The sequence below is a fragment of the Propionispira arboris genome, assembly GCF_900109225.1.
GTDB lineage: Bacteria > Bacillota > Negativicutes > Selenomonadales > Selenomonadaceae > Propionispira > Propionispira arboris.
On record NZ_FNZK01000031.1, the window covers coordinates 1 to 20,711 of the forward strand.

The 20,711-nt window shown below is 40.3% G+C and carries 18 protein-coding genes and 1 other annotated feature; of the genes, 14 read left to right on the plus strand and 4 right to left on the minus strand.

What is annotated here, in order from left to right:
• On the minus strand, nt 1-253 hold a 253-nt coding region (locus BMY14_RS19855; RefSeq protein ID WP_483878444.1), incomplete at its 3' end, for a transposase.
• 111 nt (nt 254-364) lie between these two features.
• A complete protein-coding gene (locus BMY14_RS19860; RefSeq protein ID WP_091835851.1) occupies nt 365-1,306 on the minus strand; it encodes a TIGR01777 family oxidoreductase in 942 nt (313 codons plus the stop codon).
• A 320-nt stretch (nt 1,307-1,626) separates the two neighbouring features.
• On the opposite strand from BMY14_RS19860, the gene BMY14_RS19865 reads away from it, so the two are divergent.
• A complete protein-coding gene (locus BMY14_RS19865) occupies nt 1,627-3,885 on the plus strand; it encodes a DMSO/selenate family reductase complex A subunit (RefSeq protein WP_091835854.1) in 2,259 nt (752 codons plus the stop codon).
• A 15-nt stretch (nt 3,886-3,900) separates the two neighbouring features.
• The gene (locus BMY14_RS19870; RefSeq protein ID WP_091835856.1) at nt 3,901-4,500 is read left to right on the plus strand and encodes a DMSO/selenate family reductase complex B subunit; all 600 of its coding nucleotides are present in this window, start codon (nt 3,901-3,903) and stop codon (nt 4,498-4,500) included.
• Between the two features lie 44 nt (nt 4,501-4,544).
• On the opposite strand, the gene BMY14_RS19875 is transcribed toward BMY14_RS19870, so the two are convergent.
• The gene (locus BMY14_RS19875; RefSeq protein ID WP_091835859.1) at nt 4,545-6,101 is read right to left on the minus strand and encodes an ABC-F family ATP-binding cassette domain-containing protein; all 1,557 of its coding nucleotides are present in this window, start codon (nt 6,099-6,101) and stop codon (nt 4,545-4,547) included.
• 167 nt (nt 6,102-6,268) lie between these two features.
• Complete coding sequence (locus BMY14_RS19880; RefSeq protein WP_019555017.1) at nt 6,269-6,595, minus strand: helix-turn-helix domain-containing protein; 327 nt, start codon at nt 6,593-6,595, stop codon at nt 6,269-6,271.
• A 469-nt stretch (nt 6,596-7,064) separates the two neighbouring features.
• Between BMY14_RS19880 and BMY14_RS19885 the strand changes: the two genes are divergently transcribed.
• The 12 genes from BMY14_RS19885 to BMY14_RS19940 all read left to right on the plus strand — a co-directional run bounded on the left by BMY14_RS19885 (nt 7,065) and on the right by BMY14_RS19940 (nt 20,260).
• Nucleotides 7,065-7,799 (plus strand): MIP/aquaporin family protein, encoded by a 735-nt coding sequence (locus BMY14_RS19885; protein WP_019555018.1) that lies wholly within the window; start codon nt 7,065-7,067, stop codon nt 7,797-7,799.
• A gap of 81 nt (nt 7,800-7,880) precedes the next feature.
• Nucleotides 7,881-9,380, plus strand: coding sequence for a glycerol kinase GlpK (gene glpK / locus BMY14_RS19890; protein WP_091835862.1), 1,500 nt, complete (start codon nt 7,881-7,883; stop codon nt 9,378-9,380).
• A gap of 115 nt (nt 9,381-9,495) precedes the next feature.
• Nucleotides 9,496-11,103, plus strand: coding sequence for an anaerobic glycerol-3-phosphate dehydrogenase subunit GlpA (gene glpA / locus BMY14_RS19895; RefSeq protein WP_091835865.1), 1,608 nt, complete (start codon nt 9,496-9,498; stop codon nt 11,101-11,103).
• Nucleotides 11,100-12,347: an anaerobic glycerol-3-phosphate dehydrogenase subunit GlpB gene (gene glpB / locus BMY14_RS19900; protein WP_091835868.1), complete on the plus strand. Its 1,248-nt coding sequence runs from the start codon at nt 11,100-11,102 to the stop codon at nt 12,345-12,347. Before glpA ends, glpB begins: the two co-directional genes overlap by 4 nt.
• An 11-nt stretch (nt 12,348-12,358) precedes the next feature.
• Nucleotides 12,359-13,573, plus strand: coding sequence for an anaerobic glycerol-3-phosphate dehydrogenase subunit C (locus tag BMY14_RS19905; protein ID WP_091835871.1), 1,215 nt, complete (start codon nt 12,359-12,361; stop codon nt 13,571-13,573).
• 157 nt (nt 13,574-13,730) lie between these two features.
• Nucleotides 13,731-14,720, plus strand: coding sequence for a dihydroxyacetone kinase subunit DhaK (dhaK, locus tag BMY14_RS19910; RefSeq protein ID WP_091835874.1), 990 nt, complete (start codon nt 13,731-13,733; stop codon nt 14,718-14,720).
• A 15-nt stretch (nt 14,721-14,735) separates the two neighbouring features.
• Nucleotides 14,736-15,371: a dihydroxyacetone kinase subunit DhaL gene (gene dhaL / locus BMY14_RS19915; RefSeq protein ID WP_091835876.1), complete on the plus strand. Its 636-nt coding sequence runs from the start codon at nt 14,736-14,738 to the stop codon at nt 15,369-15,371.
• Between the two features lies 1 nt (nt 15,372).
• A complete protein-coding gene (gene dhaM, locus BMY14_RS19920; RefSeq protein WP_091835879.1) occupies nt 15,373-15,762 on the plus strand; it encodes a dihydroxyacetone kinase phosphoryl donor subunit DhaM in 390 nt (129 codons plus the stop codon).
• A 193-nt stretch (nt 15,763-15,955) separates the two neighbouring features.
• Nucleotides 15,956-17,455, plus strand: a complete 1,500-nt coding sequence (gene glpK, locus BMY14_RS19925; RefSeq protein ID WP_091835882.1) for a glycerol kinase GlpK — start codon at nt 15,956-15,958, stop codon at nt 17,453-17,455.
• 124 nt (nt 17,456-17,579) lie between these two features.
• Nucleotides 17,580-17,830 (plus strand) — a binding site (T-box leader).
• A gap of 48 nt (nt 17,831-17,878) precedes the next feature.
• The gene (gene pheA / locus BMY14_RS19930; RefSeq protein WP_091835885.1) at nt 17,879-18,742 is read left to right on the plus strand and encodes a prephenate dehydratase; all 864 of its coding nucleotides are present in this window, start codon (nt 17,879-17,881) and stop codon (nt 18,740-18,742) included.
• A 21-nt stretch (nt 18,743-18,763) separates the two neighbouring features.
• Nucleotides 18,764-19,795, plus strand: coding sequence for a 3-deoxy-7-phosphoheptulonate synthase (gene aroF / locus BMY14_RS19935; RefSeq protein ID WP_091835888.1), 1,032 nt, complete (start codon nt 18,764-18,766; stop codon nt 19,793-19,795).
• 183 nt (nt 19,796-19,978) lie between these two features.
• A complete protein-coding gene (locus BMY14_RS19940; RefSeq protein ID WP_019555029.1) occupies nt 19,979-20,260 on the plus strand; it encodes a hypothetical protein in 282 nt (93 codons plus the stop codon).
• Nucleotides 20,261-20,711 lie beyond the last annotated feature (451 nt).

The following is a 20,711-nucleotide window of genomic DNA, read 5'->3' on the forward strand; positions in this document are numbered from 1 at the left end:
CTTCGAGTTCGCGAAGCGAGATATATCCATTTGTCATAAATCCGAATAAGATTGTTTTCAACATGCTGGTCGGGTTATACCTGATACGTCCAGCAAAGTGAGCTGGAACATTTTTCAGGTATTTCTCCAAGTCGATTTCCTCCATAAATCGGTCAAAAACCAGCACGGGATCACAGATATTCAGATAATCTGAAATAAACAGTGGCAAAACTGCCTGTTTTGTTTTAAAATAATGTATGTTTGAATTTTTCATGTGCTATGTAAAATTTTAACACAAAAAGAGGATCAGCGGCTCTTTCGAGCTAGTGATCCTCTTTTGTTTTTATAGGGGCATTATTTCACAGCCCCTTTTTTTGTGGGATTTTTATGTTGTCGATGAATGTTTTTTAGGGTTGTATATTTGGTGCAGCGCTTCGGGAAGTGTCGGATAACGAAACGTGAAATTTTGTGATGTTAAGCCCTGAGGAATTGCTCTTTGGCTGCAAAGTAAAATTTCATCAGCCATTTCACCAAAGATGAGGTGAGCTACGGCGGGGGGCATTTTGGTCCAACATTTTTTATGCAGAACCTCACCCAGTGCTTTGCCGAAATCCTGCATTGAGACTGGATTGGGGGCAGTCACATTGTAGGGACCACCAGCTAATTGCCCGGAGAGGGCAAAGAGAATGCTGGCTATCAGGTCGTCGCGATGAATCCACGAAACCCAGTTGTCGCCATTACCAAGGATACCACCCATGCCGAAAGAAAAAGGTACTGTCATTTTTTTTAGTACACCGCCGCCTTTTCCGAGGACAATGCCAAAACGCAGTCGTATAACAGTTACATTGGTTTCGGCGGCTTGCTCGACACTTTCTTCCCAAAGACGGCAAACTTTTGCCAAGAATCCGCTGCCAGAGGGGGACTCTTCCGTAATGATTCCCTCTGGATTTATCCCATAATAACCGATGGCAGAGGCATTGATTAATAAAGCTGGTATTGCCAGGCCTTGTTTTTTTGCAGCGAGCAGGCTGTTTACAATCTGTTTTGTTCGCTGGATGCGGCTTTCGAGAATTTTCCGTTTGATTGTCCGGTTCCAGAAAAAATCTTTGCCGATATTGTAGCCTGCCAGATTAATAATCGTATCGAAAGCTGCTACTTGTTTTAGTGGCAGCAATAGGCTGGCATCAGGACTGATTAAATAGGACAGTCCCGGAGTTTTTGGTATTTCTTTTTGGCACAGTAAGGTGACCGTGTATCCCTGATTTAGAAGCTGCTGGGTTAGGGCTTTACCAATAAAGCCGGTACCGCCAGTAAGCAAAATGTTCATAATGCATTCTCCTCGCCATTAAGTCGCATAAAATCTTTCCTATACAGCTACAGTTCTGTTGGTTTAAAGGAATTCCTGCGTCGGGATGAATTAAACGGCAGTTTTTGTATTTGTTCACGAGCCGTGAGGATGATAAAATATATGTAATGTATATAGAACGCATTAAAGAAATTCCATCCAGTCTATCAGTCTGCCAGGAATGGGGTATAGGGCATCGTTTGCTTCCTACGTAACGCCACTCAACCCTATACCCCATTCCTGACGATTGCCATAAAATGTTTAATGCGTTCTATATATTAAAGAAAACGGAGGACACAGCGATGCAGGAAAAAGTCGGACCCTTAGATAAAAAAGATGAGAAATTTGTTTATACCTCGGGGTCACATAATTGTGGGGGACGATGTTTACTTAAGGTACAGGTTCGTGATGGTCGTGTAATTGCTATTACGAATGAAGATGATCAACCGGATACACCTTCGTATTTTCAGCTGCGCGGTTGTTTACGATGCCGTGCCTATCGAGATCGGTTGTATCATCCCGATCGTTTGTTATATCCATTAAAACGTCTTGGTAAAAGGGGCGAGGGGAAATTTGAACAAATCACTTGGACGGAGGCACTGGATTATATTGCTCATAAAACAAAAAAGGTGATGCAGACTTATGGTCCGGAGGCTATTTATTTAAATTACGGGACAGGTAATGGGGGGCAGGTATCGGAGCGAACCTGGCTGAAAAGACTGTTGAGCCTCTATGGCGGCTATCTTTCGTATTATGGATCATATAGTTCGGCTTGTACGAGTATTGCTACTCCCTATACATATGGTACGAATCAGACCGGCAATAGCCGGGAAGACTGGGTAAATTCGAAATTATTGATTTTGCTTGGTTGGAATCCAGCCGATACGGTTTGGGGGACCAATACAAGTTATTATTTAAAAAAAGCCAAAGCAGCAGGTGCTAAAATCATTGTGATTGATCCCATTTATACCAATACGGCTGTAGGGTTAGCCGATCAATGGATTGCAATTAGACCGACGACCGATAGTGCACTTTTAGCAGCGATGGCATATGTTTTAATAACGGAAAATTTATATGATGCAGCATTTTTAGATCAATTTTGCCTTGGTTTTGATGAAGAACATATGCCAGAAGGAATTTTGCCAGGCAATTCTTATAAGTCTTATATTTTGGGGGTAAGTGCGGATCAAACAAAAAAAACACCGCTTTGGGCAGAATCTATTACAGGTATACCGGAAAATGTGATTATCGAATTGGCTAGAGCTTATGGGACAATGAAGCCGGCAGCTTTGATTGAAGGGTATGGACCGCAGCGTCATGCGTATGGTGAACAGATTGTTAGAAGTGGTCCTGTTTTAGCGGCGATGATGGGTAATATTGGAATTGCGGGCGGTTGGGCTTCTGGTAAGGGGAATGAAGCGCGCAATCATTTCGTTGCAGCGATTCCTTATGAAAATCCGTGTAAGGCAAAAATTTCTGTCTTTAACTGGCCGGATGCGATTTTGCATGGTAAAGGAATGGGGGGCGATTTTAGCGTACAGGGAGTAAAATGTTTATCGACGAATATTAAGCTGATTTTTAATGTTGCCGGTAATTGTCTGGTAAATCAGCATTCTGATGCCAATCAAACCGCGGCGTTATTGCAGGATGAATCGCTTGTAGAATGCATTGTGGTGAATGATCAGTTTATGACAGCTAGTGCCAAGTTTGCCGATATTATTTTGCCCGCCGATAATATGATGGAACGCAATGATATTGTACAATCGTGGGCCTATGGCGATTATGTTTTATATATGAATCAAGCTGTCGAGACAATCGGTCAATGTCGCAACGGTTATGATTGGGTCAGTGATTTGGCCGTGCGGCTGAATTTAAAAGACGAATTCACCGAAGGTAAATCATTGGATGAATGGCTGCAATATTTAGTGTGTGAAACGGCGAAACAAAATCCGGGGTTTCCAGCCTATGAAACATTTAGAGCACAAGGTATTTATCGCTGGCATCACGATAGACCAGCGATTGCCTTTGAAAAACAGATCGCGAATCCGAGTCAATATCCCTTCCCCACACCATCAGGGAAGATCGAAATATTTTCAGAGCGTTTGTGGGACATGAAAAAACCAGCTGAAATACCGGCAATACCAAAATATATACCGACCTGGGAAGGTCCAGCGGACCCGCTGATTGAAAAGTATCCCTTGCAATGCATAGGTTCTCATTCTAAGCGACGCGTTCATTCAACATTTGACAATGTAAAATGGCTGGAGGAAGTAGAGCGGCATGAAGTCTGGATTAATTCAATGGATGCTGCGACACGTGGGATTCGACAAGATGATCGAGTTCAGGTTTATAATGAACGTGGCAAAATTGAGCTGCCGGCAAAGGTGACAGCTCGGATTATGCCAGGCGTGGTATCTGTACCGGAGGGGGCCTGGTGGATGCCGGATTCTCAGGGGATTGACCAGCGGGGTAGTATCAATACTTTGACAAAATATCAACCAACGCCATTGGCTTTTGGCAATCCACAGCATACGAATTTAGTTGAAATCAAGAAGATATAGGAAAAGGGGATCGTTATGGGAGAACAACTTGCTTTTTATTTTGACCAAAAACATTGTACTGGTTGTAGTACCTGCCAGATTGCCTGCAAGGATAAATATGATCTACAGACGATAGCTTCTTTTCGAAAAGTGTATGAAATAGCGGGCGGTACATTTAAAAAAAGTGGCTTGGCCTGGGAGCCACAGGTATACGCTTTTTGGATTTCCGTTAGCTGTAATCATTGTGAAAAACCAACCTGCATCAAAAGCTGTCCAACCGGAGCCCTGCAAAAGAGGGAAAAAGATGGCATTGTAATGATCGATAAACAAAAGTGTATTGGCTGTAAGCAATGCATTAAATCTTGTCCCTATGGTGCGATACAGTTAAATCCGCAGACGAAACAAGCCATGAAATGTGATTTTTGCTTAGATCGATTAGCCGCAGGTAAAAATCCAGCCTGTGTTGACGCCTGTCCAATGCGGGTTTTAGATTATGGCATATTGCCGTCTTTACAGGAGCAATATGGGGATATCCGCAGCACGCCTGGATTACCAGATGCTGCTATTACAAAACCTGCCCTGATTATTACGCCGCATCGAGATGCCTTAACGGTATCTGGTGCCAAAAAAATATAAATCGATAAAAATAAAGACCGGCGCCACAGCACCGGTCTTTATTTTTATACGATTTTTGTTGTCCAGCTTTCAACATTCCAAACTGCAGAAACCCAATCTTGATAAAAATCAGGTTCATGCGATACGAGTAAGACAGTACCTTTATATTCCATAAGAGCACGTTTTAATTCGTCTTTAGCATCGGCATCGAGATGGTTGGTCGGTTCATCTAAAACCAAGAGGTTAATCTTTTTCTGCATGACTTTGCAAAGTCGTACTTTGGCGGCTTCACCACCGCTTAATACTCGCATTTTACTCGTTATATGTTCATTGGTAAGACCACAGGCTGCGAGAGCCGCCCGGACCTCATAGTTGGTCATGCCAGGATATTCTTCCCAAACTTCTTCGAGGGCTGTATTATCATTTTCTTGATTTGATTCTTGTTCAAAATAGCCTGCTTCAACGAATTCACCCAATTCAATATTGCCATCAAGGGCGGGAAGTTGTCCGAGCAATGTTTTGAGCAATGTAGTTTTTCCAAGTCCATTTACCCCGCGAATGGCAATTTTTTGCCCTCGTTCCAGTTGTAAATTAACGGCTGTGGTGAGTGGTTCATCATAACCAAGTACGAGCTTTTTCGCATCAATGACAAACCGGCTTGGCGTGCGAGCTTCTTTAAATTGAAAGTGGGGTTTTGGTTTTTCTTTTGGTTTTTCGAGAACTTCCATTTTATCCAATCGTTTTTGGCGGCTGTTCGCCATGCCACGTGTTGCTACGCGGGCTTTATTGCGTTGGATAAAATCTTCCATACGGTCGATTTCTTGCTGCTGCCGTTCAAAAGCAGAAGATTCTTGCCGTTTGCGAATTTCATGCATTTCCTGAAAGCGGTTGTAATCGCCAGTATAACGTGTTAATGCAGCATTTTCTACATGATAAATCACATTGATAACATCATTGAGAAAAGGTAAATCATGAGATACAAGAATAAAGGCATTTTCATAATTTTTTAAGTAATTCGTAAGCCAGGCGATATGCTCGACATCGAGATAGTTGGTCGGCTCATCTAAAATTAGAATGGTTGGGTTTTGCAGTAATAATTTTGTCAGAAGTATTTTTGTTCGTTGACCACCGCTGAGATCGGCTACATCTTTTTCAAGCCCGATATCACGAAGTCCGAGACCATTTGATACCTCGTCAATTTTTGAATCGATTGTATAGAAGCTGTTGGCTTCAAGAATGTCTTGAATGTCACCTACGTCTGCCATCATTTTATCGATTTCAGCTGGAGCCGCATCGCCCATTTTATCATAGCAGGCGAGCATTTCGGCTTCGAGTTTGTACATATCATCAAATGCGGTACGCAAGGCATCACGGATTGTCATACCTTTTTTTAAAACGGCATGCTGGTCTAGATAACCGACGGATACACGGTTGGACCAGGAAACTTTACCTTGATCAGGAGTCAGCTGTCCCGTAATAATATTCAAAAAAGTGGATTTTCCTTCACCGTTTGCACCAATCAAACCAACATGTTCACCTTTTAAGAGTCGAAAAGACGCATCTTCTAAAATAATTCTTGCTCCAAAGCCATGGGAGACATGTTCAACATTTAATACACTCATTTACAGCCACCTATCTATTCATTTTATTACTTTATTTTATTGTAGAATATCGTATTGTCAGCGTGAAAGCAAATCTTTCAAAAAAATTTTGCTGAAAATAAAAAAATGGTTGGGCTAGTTTTTAGACTAAGTCAACCTTATTGGTTATACTATGTTATATTTTTCGATTACATATTCGTTAAAAGAATTTTAAGTGCAATACGTTTTTCGGTGGAAAGATCACGGATTAGTTTTAATAGATAAGCATCTATATCCGCTTCATCATCTTGATTTTTGGTTACCATTCCAGCATCTGTTTCCAGCTGATCCAAATCTTCGATTTTTATATGCAGTGCGTAGCAGATTTTTAACATATTATCCACCGCTGCGCCACCAATAGAACCATTTAAAATAGATAATAAAGTAGTATACGGCATTTGAATTTGCGTTGAAAATTCTTTTAAGTTATAACCGTGTGATTTTATGAGCGATTTAATATAGTCTTCTCGTGTCAAAATAGCGTACACCTCCTTTTTCGTAACGGTATATACGAAATTATACAGAGTTTTCAATGATTTTCAAGTTAAAGTTGTAAATTCGATAAAACTCTTATTTATAGTATTATATCATATTCTATATATTGAAATGTTTAAACACGAAAAAACATTTTAATATAGAAAATATTCATAATATTACGTATTGACTGATACGAAATAATATGATAATATCTGTCTCAGAGATGTAATTTAGTATTGTTTGCAATTGAAAAACGAAAAACCGTTTTCTGTAAATCATAACTATAATAAAAAGTTTTTAAATTGCATGATGGATGCTAAAGACAAAAAATCTACGGATAGATTCAAGGAGGGGAAAACAAGTTAATTCTAGTATATATTTGTAATATTCTTAATATTACAAAATATATGTAAAGTCGTGTTGCGCTATGTTTGAGTATCGGAAAATTTGATATGAGGAGCAATGAAAATGGATAATGTTTTATTAGGTGAATTTGTTGGAACGGCGGTACTGATCGCTTTTGGTTGTGGCGTTGTAGCTAATGTATCTTTAAAAGAATCAAAAGGTCTTGGCGGTGGTCCGATTGTGGTTTATACGGGCTGGGCCATGGGTGTTGTCATGGGAGTCAGTTGTGGATTGGCAATTGGAAATACGGGTGATTTAAATACGGCCGTTACTTTTTTTAAATTGTTAATGGGCACTTATTCCGTACCAGTTGCAATTGAAATTATGATTGCACAACTTTTCGGTGGTATTGTTGGGGGGGCATTGGTATGGCTTGCATATTTACCACATTGGAAAGTGACGGAAGATAAATCCGCTAAACTAGGAATTTTTTGTACGATTCCGGCAATTCGCAGTTATGGTGCAAATGCACTTTGTGAATTTATCGCGAGTACGTTATTATTCTTCTTGTTTATATCATTTGGCAGCAAATTGGTTTCTGGTCCTGTTGGATTCACAAATGGAATGGGAGCTTATATGGCGGGACTTGCAGTTTGGGCAGTTGGTTTATCATTCTGTGGCCCTACAGGGTATGCTGTAAATCCTGCACGTGATCTTGGTCCTCGTATCGCACATGCAATTTTACCGATTGCAGGCAAAGGCAGTTCGGATTGGAGTTATTCCTGGGTGCCGATTGTTGCCCCAATGGCTGGCGCAGCGGTTGCGGTTGTTCTAGCTAAGCTTTTTGCAATCATCTAAAAATACGATTCATTGAAGTTCGTGAAATTTTTTTAATTATAGTTTTATAAGTAAATCATATGACGAGGAGTGACTTTTAAAATGACAACAAAGTATGTAATGGCACTTGATGCGGGAACTACGAGTAATAGAGCAATTATTTTTGATAATGAATCAAATATTATCGCAATGGCACAAAGAGAATTTACACAATTTTTTCCAAAACCAGGCTGGGTAGAACATGATGCAGAAGAAATTTGGAGCACACAAATTACGGTAGCGAAAGAAGCGATAGAGCGGGCTGGAATCTTGGAAAGTGATATTGCTGCGATTGGGATTACCAATCAACGTGAAACAACTGTTGTTTGGGAAAAAGCGACTGGCAGACCAATTTATAATGCAATTGTTTGGCAGTCACGGCAAACAGCAGCAATTAGTAATGATCTGAAGAAAAAGGGTTTGGAACAAGAGTTTAAGGAAAAAACGGGATTAGTAATTGATGCCTATTTTTCTGGAACAAAAATCAAATGGATTCTTGATCATGTTGAGGGCGCTAGAGAAAAAGCAAACCGTGGTGAGCTGCTTTTTGGTACCATTGATACATGGCTGCTTTGGAAACTCAGCGCTGGCAAGCTTCATGTGACAGATTATTCGAATGCATCCAGAACTTTGTTGTATAACATAAAAGAACTTAAATGGGATGAAAAACTTTTAGAATATCTTGATGTACCGGCAAATATGCTGCCAGAAGTTCATAATTCCAGTGAAGTTTATGGACATACCGATCCTGGCATATTTGGGGCTACTGTACCGTTAGCCGGCGCAGCTGGCGATCAACAGGCTGCACTGTTTGGACAAAATTGCTTTGAAGCTGGTATGGCAAAAAACACCTATGGTACAGGCTGTTTTATGCTGATGAATACAGGCGACAAAATGTATTCGTCAGATAATGGTCTAGTTACAACGATTGCCTGGGGGATTGATGGTAAGATCAGTTATGCATTAGAAGGCAGTATCTTTGTAGCAGGTTCTGCGATTCAATGGCTTAGAGACGGATTGCATATGCTCGAATCTGCTTCGGATTCAGAATGGATCGCGAAAAAAGTTCCAGACGCAGGCGGGGTCTATGTTGTACCAGCATTTGTTGGGCTTGGCGCACCATATTGGGACATGCAGGCGCGTGGAACGATCATTGGACTGACGCGTGGCACGAAAAAAGCGCATATCGTTCGAGCAACTTTAGATTCCATGGCATATCAAACACGCGATGTCTTGAGTGCCATGCAAGAAGATTCACATATTAAATTGAAAGCATTAAAAGTAGATGGTGGTGCTTGTGCCAATAATTTATTGATGCAGTTCCAGTCCGATGTTTTAGGAGTTCCGGTTGAACGTCCAAAAGTAATTGAAACGACGGCATTAGGCGCAGCTTATCTCGCTGGACTGGCTGTTGGCGTGTGGAAAGATTACTCTGAACTCAGCAAAAAATGGGTGCTTGATAATCGCTTTGCCCCAGCGATGGACAAAGAAGTAAGTGATAAACTTTATCGTGGCTGGCAGCGTGCCGTAAAACACTCCATGCATTGGGAAGAAGAAGAATAGACCGCGTATAAAGTATTAGAATAAAGGCAGGGGGGATTCTCTTATATTGATTTATAAGAGAATCTTTTCCTATTAGATAATACAAGTAAGACTGTCGGTAAAAGGGGAGAACAATATGGAAAAAGCAACAGTGGTCGTTATTGGCGGCGGAGCAACTGGTGTTGGAATACTGCGTGATCTAGCGATGCGCGGTGTTGACGTACTACTTTTAGAAAAGTTGGATATGGTAAATGGGACCAGTTCCCGGTATCATGGTTTGCTCCATAGTGGAGCCCGTTATGCAGTAAAGGATCAAGAAGCTGCTCGAGAGTGCATTGAAGAAAATTCTATTTTACGTAAAATAGGAAAATCATGTGTAGAAGCAACGGAAGGATTATTTATTCGGCTGCCAGAAGATGATGTGGATTTTGAGGGGAAATGGGTAGACGGCTGTAAAAAAAGTGGAATAACAGCAATTCCGATTACACCACAAGAAGCTTGGCAATTAGAACCAAACTTATCACATCAAATAATAGCAGCCTACAGAGTGCCCGATGCTGCCATTGATGGTTTTCGTATGGCTTGGCAAAATATAGATTCAGCGGCGCGTTATGGTGGTCGTGTTAAAACCTATACAGAGGTCATCCGGATTGTCTCGGAAAATGGTAAAGTAATCGGTCTCGATGTGCGCAATTATTTTACAAAACAGACCTATTTTATTGCTTGTGACTTTGTGGTTAATGCGGCCGGCCCGTGGTCAGGTCAAATTGCTGCTTTGGCCGGACTTGATGTAAATGTACAGCCAGATAAGGGAACGCTGATTGCCTTTAATCAAAGAATTTCAAGCCGAATTGTAAATCGTTTGCATGTACCATCCGATGGAGATATTTTTGTGCCGCATGGCTCAATTACAATTTTAGGAACAACTTCGATGTCGGTGAAAGATCCTGAAGATACAAGCTCTTCTTTTCATGAAATCGAAAGTTTGCTGCAAATTGGTGAGAAAACATTTGAAAATCTTCGCAAATATCGTGTTTTGAGAGCCTTTGCGGGATCAAGGCCATTGTACAGTGCATCTGGTGGAAAAGGCCGCGGTGCATCGCGTGGTTTTGTGATTTTAGATCATTCTGAAGATGGATTAGATGGTTTTATGACGATTACCGGTGGTAAATTTACTACGTATCGACTTATGGCAGAAAAAATGACGGATATTGTTTGTCAAAAATTGCAGGTGACTACGCCATGTCGAACGGCTGAAGAAGCATTGGTACCAGAGGTCACGGAAGCGGTAAAGACGAAAGCACGCAAATATTTCCCCGCATATGGAACAGAGTTGGCGGCGGATCGCCTGGGAGCGGATCGATTCAAGCGTGTAGTAGAGCGTTTAGAGAAGAACCCGGAAGAGCGTCAATTAATCTGTGAATGTGAAAATGTAACATTGGCAGAGATTGAAGAAGTTATCACAGAAGGTACAAGTTTTACGTTGAGTGATATCCGAAGAAAAACGCGTATGGGGATGGGCACTTGTCAGGGGAATTTTTGTTCGTTGCGAAGTGTTGGCATTTTGTCGCGTACGGAAAATATTGATCAAAAGCAGCAATCACTGCAGCAGCTGCAAGAATTCTTGCAGGCTCGCTGGAAAGGTATTCGCCCAGTTCTTTGGGGCAATGCATTGCGTGAAACTGAAATGGCCAGAGGCATCTATGGTGTTGGATTAAATGTGAATGGGGGAAGTCCAAAATGATAAAGTCTGATGTAATCGTGATTGGTGCTGGTTTCGCTGGTTTGATGGCAGCTGCCGTTAGTGCGAAATGTGGTAAAAAAGTAACGCTGATCACCTATGGTTCGGGTACTTTTCCTTTAAATAGTGGTTTGATTGATATTATGGCGAGACCAATCGATGAAACTGTTTGTGCTACGCCACTTGACGGAATTAAGGCTTTGCCTGAAGCGCATCCTTATACAAAAATAGGTACTGACATAGTGGAAGCTGCAGTCGCATTTTTTATGGAGTTGTGTGAACAAGAAAACTATCCGTACAGTGGAAGTCTTACAAAACATCAATGGGTTGTGACCGCGCTCGGGACAATGAAACCCACTTGTCTGGTTCCAAAAACGATGTTGGGAGATATTTGCTTAAAGAACAAAGAGATTGTTCTTATTGGCTTTAACCGCTTAAAAGATCATTATATACATGTAATGAAAGAGAATCTTGAACAAAGTTTAGGTAAGGAAAAAAATTATACGTCCATCATGGTGGATGCTGATATAGAGTCGGGCAGAGATCTAAGCACTTTGGATATCGCTCGTTGGCTTAACACACCGCAAGGCTATGAAAGCTGCTTAAAGCAACTGCGCGGCTCTGTTCAAGCTAATAGTGTCGTGATTTTACCACAAGTTTTAGGGGTAAAACCTGATTATGCAATTTTGGATAAAATGAAAAAAGATTTACAATGTGAGGTTCTTGAAAGTACGGGTTTACCGCCAGCCGCTAACGGGTTAAGACTTCAAAGTATGCTTTTAGGTTATTTGAAAAAAAACAATGTAACGATGGTTGAAAATGCTAAGGTGATTGGTTCTACGGTAAACAATCAAACGTGTCTATCAATCACTACGCAAAATGCTGCGCGAGAACAGACGTATCAAGCCGATCATTTTATTTTGGCAACCGGTGGTTTTTATGGTGGTGGACTGCAAATGGAGACTTTCCCTATCATAAAAGAACCAATTTTTAATATTCCAGTGCGGGTTAAGGGCAACCCCGAAGAATGGGCCAATGAAAAGCTTTTTTCTAGTCAAAAACAACCCTTTGCTGAGGTTGGAATTGAGACAGATGAGAAGATGCGTCCACTGGACGAAGTTGGCAATTGTTTTATAAAAAATGTTTTTGTTGCCGGGCGTAATCTTAGCGGGTATGATTTTTGCTTTGAACAATCAGGAAATGGTGTGGCATTGGTATCTGCTTATCAGGCAGCTATGTCATTTTAGGAGGGGTTATTATGGGGACATTAGAAGAAAATCCAAAAGGAACAGCCGATTATTGCACAGCTTGTACATCTTGCATTACAACTTGTCCAGTATCAGCTGCAACAAGTAAGTTTCGTGGGCCTAAACTGGTTGGGCCGGCACAAAGTCGCATGAATTTTGCGGAGCCGGATGCAGAGGCATCACTAGAATATTGTTCAAATTGTAAGAATTGTGATATTTCATGTCCGTCAGGTGTGGCAGTTTCAACGTTAAATATGTTACAGCGCGGCGAATATTATAGAAGTCATTCACACTTGCTCAGAGATCATATATTGGCACATGGGGAAAAAATGATAAAGATGGCGCGTAAAATACCATTTGGCAGCTTTTTCGCGAATTTAGGTTCGGATCTCGGACGTAAAACAGGTATGCTCAAGCTGATTGGCATTGCCTCGAAACGGCCTATGCCTAAATATGCAAGCAAATCATTTTTACAGCAATTTCGCGCAATCAAGCAAAAATCGTATCCAGATAAAGTCGTGTTTTTTCCAGGCTGTTATATAAATGAAAATGATCCGGATGTTGGCATTGCTTTTGTAAAAGTTATGCAGAAAAATCAATATGAAGTTATTGTTGATGAGAATTTCGTCTGCTGCGGTTCACCATTGGTTGTAACTGGATATTTGGATGAAGCAGAGGCAAATGCACGTATCAATACGGCACTAATTCGTAAGTGGACGGAGCAAGGCTACCCAATTCTTACTTGTTGCACAAGTTGTTCGTTGATGCTCAAACAAGAATATGCTGAACTATTTGATTTTCCTGGTCTGCATGAAAATGCAAAATTTGTATATGATGCTGGTGAGTTTTTATTAGAATTGCATGAAAAAAATCGTTTTGATCAGCATTTTAATCATGAAGGTGGCAGCTATATTTATCATGCACCTTGCCATTTGCGTGTACAAGGGATCGGCTTACCAGCACTAGAATTATTATCGCTTGTGCCAAATCTTGTTGTTGAAAATGCAGATGCAGGTTGTTGCGGTATTTCAGGAAATTATGGTTTTAAAGAAGACAAATATGAAATTTCAATGCAGGTGGGTCAAGAACTTTTCCAAAAGATCAAAGAATCTTCGACAGATACCGTCATTTCAGAGTGTGGTACTTGCCGCATGCAGATAGAACATGGGACGGGTGTTAAGGCCGTTCATCCAATTGAGGTACTGAGCGCAGCTTATGATGTTTAAACAATATGGAGATATAAGCTGCATTAACTATTCTCTCTGGCATTTGTTATGAATGGGGTATAGTGCTATTCTTTATTATATTTTTCAGTTTTTTAGAGGAAGAAGACTTGCAGTAGAGAAATATACCAATAAATAGATATGAGGAGGTTCCATTTCAATGAAAAAAATTATTAATGATCCTGACCAAGTAGTTGAAGAAATGCTCCAAGGTATTGTATTTGCTCATCCGACCGTAAGAAGATTACCAGGATATAATGTACTCGTAAGAGAGGTAATTTCCCAAAAAGTTGGATTGGTAAGTGGCGGCGGTAGTGGTCACGAACCAGCACATGGTGGTTTTGTTGGAAAAGGAATGTTAGACGGTGCAGTTGCTGGATCCGTTTTTACTTCACCTACTCCAGATCAAGTGTATGAAGCAATTAAAGCTGTAGATCAAAAAAAAGGCGTACTGCTTATTATAAAAAACTATACGGGCGATGTATTGAATTTTGAAATGGCTGGTGAATTGGCTGAAGCGGATGGAATTCGAGTAGAAAAAGTAATTGTTAACGATGATGTGGCTGTAGAAAACAGCACTTGGACAACTGGGCGTCGTGGTATTGCGGGAACTATTTTTGTGCATAAAATTGCAGGTGCCAAGGCAGAAGCTGGTGCAGATTTAGATGATGTAAAACGAGTCGCGGAAAAAGTAATTGACAATGTACGTTCTATGGGAATGGCACTTGCATCTTGCACCGTCCCCGCAGTTGGTAAACCGAGCTTTTCTCTGGATGAAAATCAAGTGGAAATCGGCATAGGAATTCATGGTGAACCAGGTACACATCGTGAGGCATTAAAAACCGCGGATGAAATTACCAGCCAGCTTATGGATAAAATACTCAATGAGTTGAATGTTAGCCAAAAAGATGAAGTTGCGGTTTTGATAAATGGGCTGGGAGCTACTCCACTTATGGAGCTGTACATTATAAATCGTAAAGTTTCTCAAATTTTAACCAGTAAAGAAATACGAGTTGCCAAAACATATGTAAACAATTATATGACGGCATTAGATATGGGTGGGTTCTCAATATCCATTTTAAAATTGGATACTGAATTAAAGGAATTGCTCTTCGCACCAGCCGATACACCAGCATTGGTGCAAAATTAAGGAGGCGTTCTATTGATGAGCAAGCATGTTGCAGCAATAATAGCCATCGGGCAGGCTATTATCACAAATAAAGAATATTTAACGGAGCTAGACCGGGAAATCGGTGATGCGGATCATGGGATTAATATGGCGAAAGGCTTTGAGGCAGTAATTCATAAACTAAGTGGGTTGGATGAAGATAAAGATGTTGGCTTTGTATTAAAAACCGTAGCCATGACTTTAATTTCTTCCGTTGGTGGGGCAGCTGGACCGCTTTATGGTACAGCTATTCTTAGAGCCGCGGTGCCAGCAGCCGGCAAATTTGAATTGGACGCCATGACGGTGCAAGCCATGTGGGAAGCAGCCATAACGGGGATAAAAGAACGGGGCAAGGCAAGTCGTGGCGAAAAAACAATGCTCGATGCATTGGAACCAGCGTTGGAAGCTTTCTCCGTAGGAATTCGTGATGGTAAAAGACTCTTGGATTGTTTAAATCTAGCGTCGATGGCGGCTCAAAATGGTGTTGAATATACAAAAACAATTGTTGCAACGAAAGGGCGCGCTAGTTATTTGGGTGAGCGCAGCCTTGGACATCAAGATCCTGGAGCAACGTCTTCTTTTATTATGATAAAGGCATTACTTGATTTTTTTCGCAGTCAAGGGAGTGTTTAAGATGGTAGGTATAGTTATTGTTTCTCACAGTTCTAAAGTTGCAGATGGAATTAAAGATATCGCCCAACAAATGGCAAAAGATGTAAATATTATTGCTGCCGGAGGGACTGCCGACGGCGAAATTGGCACAGATGCCTTCAAAATCCAAGAGGCTATTCTGAAAGCAAATACAGGAAATGGTGTACTAATTATGGTAGACTTGGGCAGTGCTGTATTAAGCGCAGAAACAGCACTAGAATTTTTAGATGAAGAACTCCGACAAAATGTATGTATTGCAGATGCACCTATTGTTGAAGGTACGATTGTCGGAGCGGTGCAGGCATCAACGGGGGCGATGCTCAAAGACGTTCTGAAAACCGCTATTGGAGCATGTACTTTGCGGAAAATATAACAGATAAAAAACAGGCGAAAGATGACAAGTGTTTATGGGTGATGTTTGAGATATTGATAAAAGAATGCTATAATATTTTATAAGATTATAAATGGGATAAAATAAGATGGAACTAATTTTCATCTTATTTTTGTTATCTCAAAACTGAAAGAAAAGCAGCGGCTTTTGCAGTCAGGATGAAGGAGAATTTGGCATGAAAAAAAGGTATATATTGGCTTTAGATACAGGCACAATTAGAAACAGGGCTGTTATTTTTGATAACGACTCTAATATTGTATCGGTAGCGAAAAAGGAGATTGTATCTTTTCATCCAAAACCGGGCTGGGTGGAACAAGATGCAGAGGAAATTTGGAGTACACAGCTTCTTGTTGCACAGGAAGCAATTGAAAAATCAGGAATTAAAAAAGAAGAAATTGCAGCAATTGGCATAACAAATCAGCGGGAAACAACGGTGGTTTGGGATAAGATGACTGGTAGACCAATTTATAATGCCATAAACTGGCAGTCACGGCAGTCAGAGGATATTTGCCGTGAACTCCGTAAATTGGGATTGGAAGAAGATTTTCGCCAAAAAACCTCACTGGTTATCAATTCATATTTTTCTGGTAGCAAAATACGGTGGATTTTAGACAATGTACCGGGTGCGCAGGCAAAAGCTGAAGCGGGACAGCTGCTTTTTGGAACTATGGATACGTGGGTTATGTGGAAACTGAGTGGTGGGAAGATTTTTGCAACCGATTATTCGAATGCATCCCGAACGCTGCTTTATAATTTGCGGGAATTAAAGTGGGATGAAGATTTATTGCAGTATTTAAATATTCCTATATGTATGCTGCCGAAAGTCTGTTCATCTAGTGAAATTTATGGCTATACAGATCCGAGTTTAATTGGAATTAAAATACCAATTGCCGGTGATGCGGGTAATCAACAGGCGGATTTGTTTGGACAATGCTGCTTTGAGCCTCAAATGGCAAAAAACACGTACGGTGAAGGTTCGTTCTTTTTAATGAATACCGGGCAAAAATTCTATCAGTCGAACAATGGCTTGATTACAACCATTGCCTGGGGCATTAATGGTAAAGTTACATATGCACTAGAAGGCAGTATTTTTGTTGCTGGAGCAGCGATTCAATGGCTTAAGAGTGGTCTTGGTATTTTAGATACGCTAGCTGAATCTGAATGGCTGGCAAAAAAAGTGGGAGATTCTGGTGGTGTCTATTTTGTTCCGGCTTTTCGTGGGTTAAGTGCCCCTTATTGGGATATGCAAACAAGTGGTTTGATGATTGGTTTGAAAAATGATACGACAAAGTCTCATATTGTACGAGCGGCATTGGCGGCGATGGCTTATCAAGTTCGTGATGTTGTGGAGGCAATTGAATCCGATACAAAAATGAAGATTCAAGATTTGAAAGTTGACGGCGGAGCAAGTAATAATAATCTTTTGCTGCAGTTTCAGGCAGATATTTTGGGCATTCCTATAAAAAGATCACGAATTCGCGAGACTACTGCACTTGGAGCTGCTTATCTTGCTGGTCTAGCTGTTGGAATATGGAAAGATACGGACGAATTAAAGAAAAAATGGCAAGAAGATGTTTGTTTTACCCCTCAGATCACAGAAATAGAACGAGAAGACTATTACACTGGCTGGCAAAATGCGGTTTCGCATGTTATGAGCTGGGTTGATAAAGTTTGATTGGTTAAAATTCAAATCATAGAGGGACGAATGTTCGTTTGTGAGAGATACCTATATGCAATATGAAAAAATATTATTGCATAAGTTAACATTACCTGTTATACTGTTAATAATTTAATTCTGTACAAAGACAATGAAGAGGAAAAGTAAACATTTTAGATTATTGCAGAGAACCGGGGGTGCTGAAAACCCGGTATATGAAAATTTGTTGAAGTTCACCTTGGAGTTACCCGCTGAAACATTTCTTTAGGTGGTGTCGGAGCCTTTGCCGTTAAAAAAAGGAGAGTATCGGTTTTTGAGCCTGTACTTTACAGAGATATTCATTTTTGAATGAATAACTAAGGTGGTAACGCGAGTATAACCCTCGTCCTTTTATTAGGACGGGGGTTTTTTGATACATATAGAAAGGAGTGCGAGACTAATTTGTTAAAACAGCAAAACACATTGGGTTTTTTAGGACCAAAAGGTACACATAGTGAGGCCGTAGCATTATATTTGAATTATAAACAAGCAGGCGATTGGAATTTATTTGCTTATGATACGATTTATGAAGCCATTCAGGCTGTGGCCGATGGTGTGATTGAACGTTGTGTTGTTCCAGTCGAAAATTCAATAGAAGGATCTATTAATATTACGTTGGATACTTTGGCGCATGAAGTTGATTTGCAAGTAGAACAGGAAATCGTCTGGACGGTCCATAATCAACTCATGACAAAATATCCTAAAGACGTCATTACGACAATACTTTCGCATCCGCAGCCTTTGGCCCAGTGCCGGGAATATCTAAAAAAAAATTATGCAGGCATTGAAATTCGTCAGACAGCCAGTACAGCCAAGGCAGCTGAAATTGTTGCAAGCGGCCCCCCTGGGTATGCTGCCATTGGAACGCAGCGTGCTGGTGAACTTTATGGTTTGACGACGATGGATACAGAGATTCAGGACACTTTGACAAATTGCACTCGTTTTTTTGTTTTGACAAAAATAAAAAAAGCTGTTATCGCGGGGGCGAATAAAACTTCTTTAGTTTGTCAGATTGATGGTAAGAAAGCGGGTAGTCTTTGTGCGGTCTTGTCAGAATTTGCGAAACGTGATGTCAACATGACGCGGATTGAATCGAGACCAGCTCGAACGGGGCTTGGCGAATACATTTTTTTCTTTGAGGTGGATGGATCTACGCAGGAACAAAATGTTAATGCCGCGATTTTGGCAATTCAGCAAAAAAGTTTATGGCTCAAAAACTTAGGGTCATTTCCCGTGACTTATGTTGATGAAAATATAAAAAAATAAAAAGAAAAAGGTGGTATTATTATGGTTATCATTATGACTACAGAAGCAACAGCAGAGAATATAAAAGCGGTTATTGAATCCATACAAAGTGTTGGACTGACAGCGCAAATTATGGAAGGTGCCTCACAAAAAATTGTTGGTGTAATCGGGGATAAAAGACTAATGGCTTGTTTAGCAATTGATGCTATGGATGGTGTTGAACAAAGTGTAGAAATTTCCAAAAGTTATAAACTTGCCAGTCGTGAATTTCATCCAGCGTCGAGTATTATTGATGTGGATGGTGTTAAGATTGGCGGCGGCAATATTGTTGTTATGGCTGGACCTTGTGCGGTCGAATCAAGAGAGCAATTATTTGAGTCGGCAAAAATTGTAAAAGCAGCTGGAGCCCAATTTTTACGTGGTGGTGCCTATAAACCAAGAACGTCACCGTATTCATTTCAGGGGCTGGAAGATGAAGGGTTGCGTTATCTTGCTGAAGCACGTGATTTGACAGGGCTGAAGATTGTTACAGAAGTGACAGAGGTAGAAGCTGTAGAAACCGTTTCGCGATATGCCGATATGCTGCAAGTCGGTGCTCGTAATATGCAGAATTTCCGATTGTTGAAAGAAGTTGGTCGTGGTAGCAAACCAATTCTTTTAAAACGTGGTTTAGCAGCAACCTTGGATGAATGGTTAAATGCTGCAGAATATATTATGAGTGAAGGCAATCAAAATGTTGTGCTTTGTGAACGTGGAATTCGTACCTATGAAACATATACACGAAATACACTTGATATGAGTGCGATTGCAGCTGTTAAACATTTAAGCCATTTACCAATTATTGTTGATCCTAGTCATGGAACCGGAAAATGGAGAATGGTAAAACCTATGGCCTATGCGGCAATTGCGGCTGGGGCTGATGGTATAATGGTGGAAGTACATCCAAATCCAGCGAAAGCTCTTTCCGATGGTCCACAGTCATTGACACCGGAAAATTATAATGAAGTCATGAATGGTGTATTTAAATTAGCAAAATTTATGCGTGAAGAAAAACTCGCAATTGATACTTTATAATATTATATAGTAGGAAGCTGCTTTTGCATGATGTAAAAAGCAGCTTTTTTTACAAAACAATAGCAACTGGACAATTGATTTGCAGAAATCTAGAAATACGTTATAATTAATTAGGACAATTTTCTGACAAATGCAATTTAGTGAAATGGAAAGATAATAAAGATGATGAGGGGTGTATGTATTATGAAAAAAAACATGAAACTATTTTTGATCTTAAAAATAGAATATGGAGCAGGTGAAGAAAATGTATTTACGGAAATTTTAAATGCAACATCGAGTTACAGTACTGCTCAGGCGATGAAAGAACGATATACGGAAGAATACAAAGAACAGGGCAGTAAGAAAAATAAAATGTGGGTTTCAATTCAACTGCATCAATGTGGGGTTCAAATGGATGATGAAATATTAGATGATAGTTTATTTATCCGCTACATAGAAGGTAGCAGTAAGGTTTGCAAAGATTAAGCTACTCGATGAAATCAGGGCGGGCTTCTTATATAGTAGGAAAGTCATCATTAGCAAAGTGTGTTTCGAAAGAAAATTGTTTTTATTGAAATTTAATAGAAAATTTTTATAAAAAGTATTGACAGTAAAGCTGAAAGAGTGTAGTATATTACAAGTCGCCAATAACAACGGCGAAAACAAAAAAACGAAATCACGGATTCACTTGTCTTTAAGGCAATGACATCAACTGGTTTCAAAAAAAGATATTGACAGCCGCTTGCGGATGTGATAATCTATACAAGCTGACTTAAGCAAGTGCCAGCAACGTGTTCTTTGAAAACTAAACAATGTAGAAAACAAAAAGATATATGTACACCAACATGTATCAAGCCAGATGTGCGGTTTTCGAACGCTTGCGTTTGAAAACAACAACTAACAATTTCTTTTAACAAAAAAGATAATTTAGATTTTT

Coding starts and splice junctions, on each gene's coding strand:
- BMY14_RS19860 (WP_091835851.1), bottom strand. CDS start 1,306: ATGAACATTTTGCTTACTGGCGGTACCGGCTTTATTGGTAAAGCCCTA.
- BMY14_RS19865 (WP_091835854.1), top strand. CDS start 1,627: ATGCAGGAAAAAGTCGGACCCTTAGATAAAAAAGATGAGAAATTTGTT.
- BMY14_RS19870 (WP_091835856.1), top strand. CDS start 3,901: ATGGGAGAACAACTTGCTTTTTATTTTGACCAAAAACATTGTACTGGT.
- BMY14_RS19875 (WP_091835859.1), bottom strand. CDS start 6,101: ATGAGTGTATTAAATGTTGAACATGTCTCCCATGGCTTTGGAGCAAGA.
- BMY14_RS19885 (WP_019555018.1), top strand. CDS start 7,065: ATGGATAATGTTTTATTAGGTGAATTTGTTGGAACGGCGGTACTGATC.
- glpK (WP_091835862.1), top strand. CDS start 7,881: ATGACAACAAAGTATGTAATGGCACTTGATGCGGGAACTACGAGTAAT.
- glpA (WP_091835865.1), top strand. CDS start 9,496: ATGGAAAAAGCAACAGTGGTCGTTATTGGCGGCGGAGCAACTGGTGTT.
- glpB (WP_091835868.1), top strand. CDS start 11,100: ATGATAAAGTCTGATGTAATCGTGATTGGTGCTGGTTTCGCTGGTTTG.
- BMY14_RS19905 (WP_091835871.1), top strand. CDS start 12,359: ATGGGGACATTAGAAGAAAATCCAAAAGGAACAGCCGATTATTGCACA.
- dhaK (WP_091835874.1), top strand. CDS start 13,731: ATGAAAAAAATTATTAATGATCCTGACCAAGTAGTTGAAGAAATGCTC.
- dhaL (WP_091835876.1), top strand. CDS start 14,736: ATGAGCAAGCATGTTGCAGCAATAATAGCCATCGGGCAGGCTATTATC.
- dhaM (WP_091835879.1), top strand. CDS start 15,373: ATGGTAGGTATAGTTATTGTTTCTCACAGTTCTAAAGTTGCAGATGGA.
- glpK (WP_091835882.1), top strand. CDS start 15,956: ATGAAAAAAAGGTATATATTGGCTTTAGATACAGGCACAATTAGAAAC.
- aroF (WP_091835888.1), top strand. CDS start 18,764: ATGGTTATCATTATGACTACAGAAGCAACAGCAGAGAATATAAAAGCG.
- BMY14_RS19940 (WP_019555029.1), top strand. CDS start 19,979: ATGAAAAAAAACATGAAACTATTTTTGATCTTAAAAATAGAATATGGA.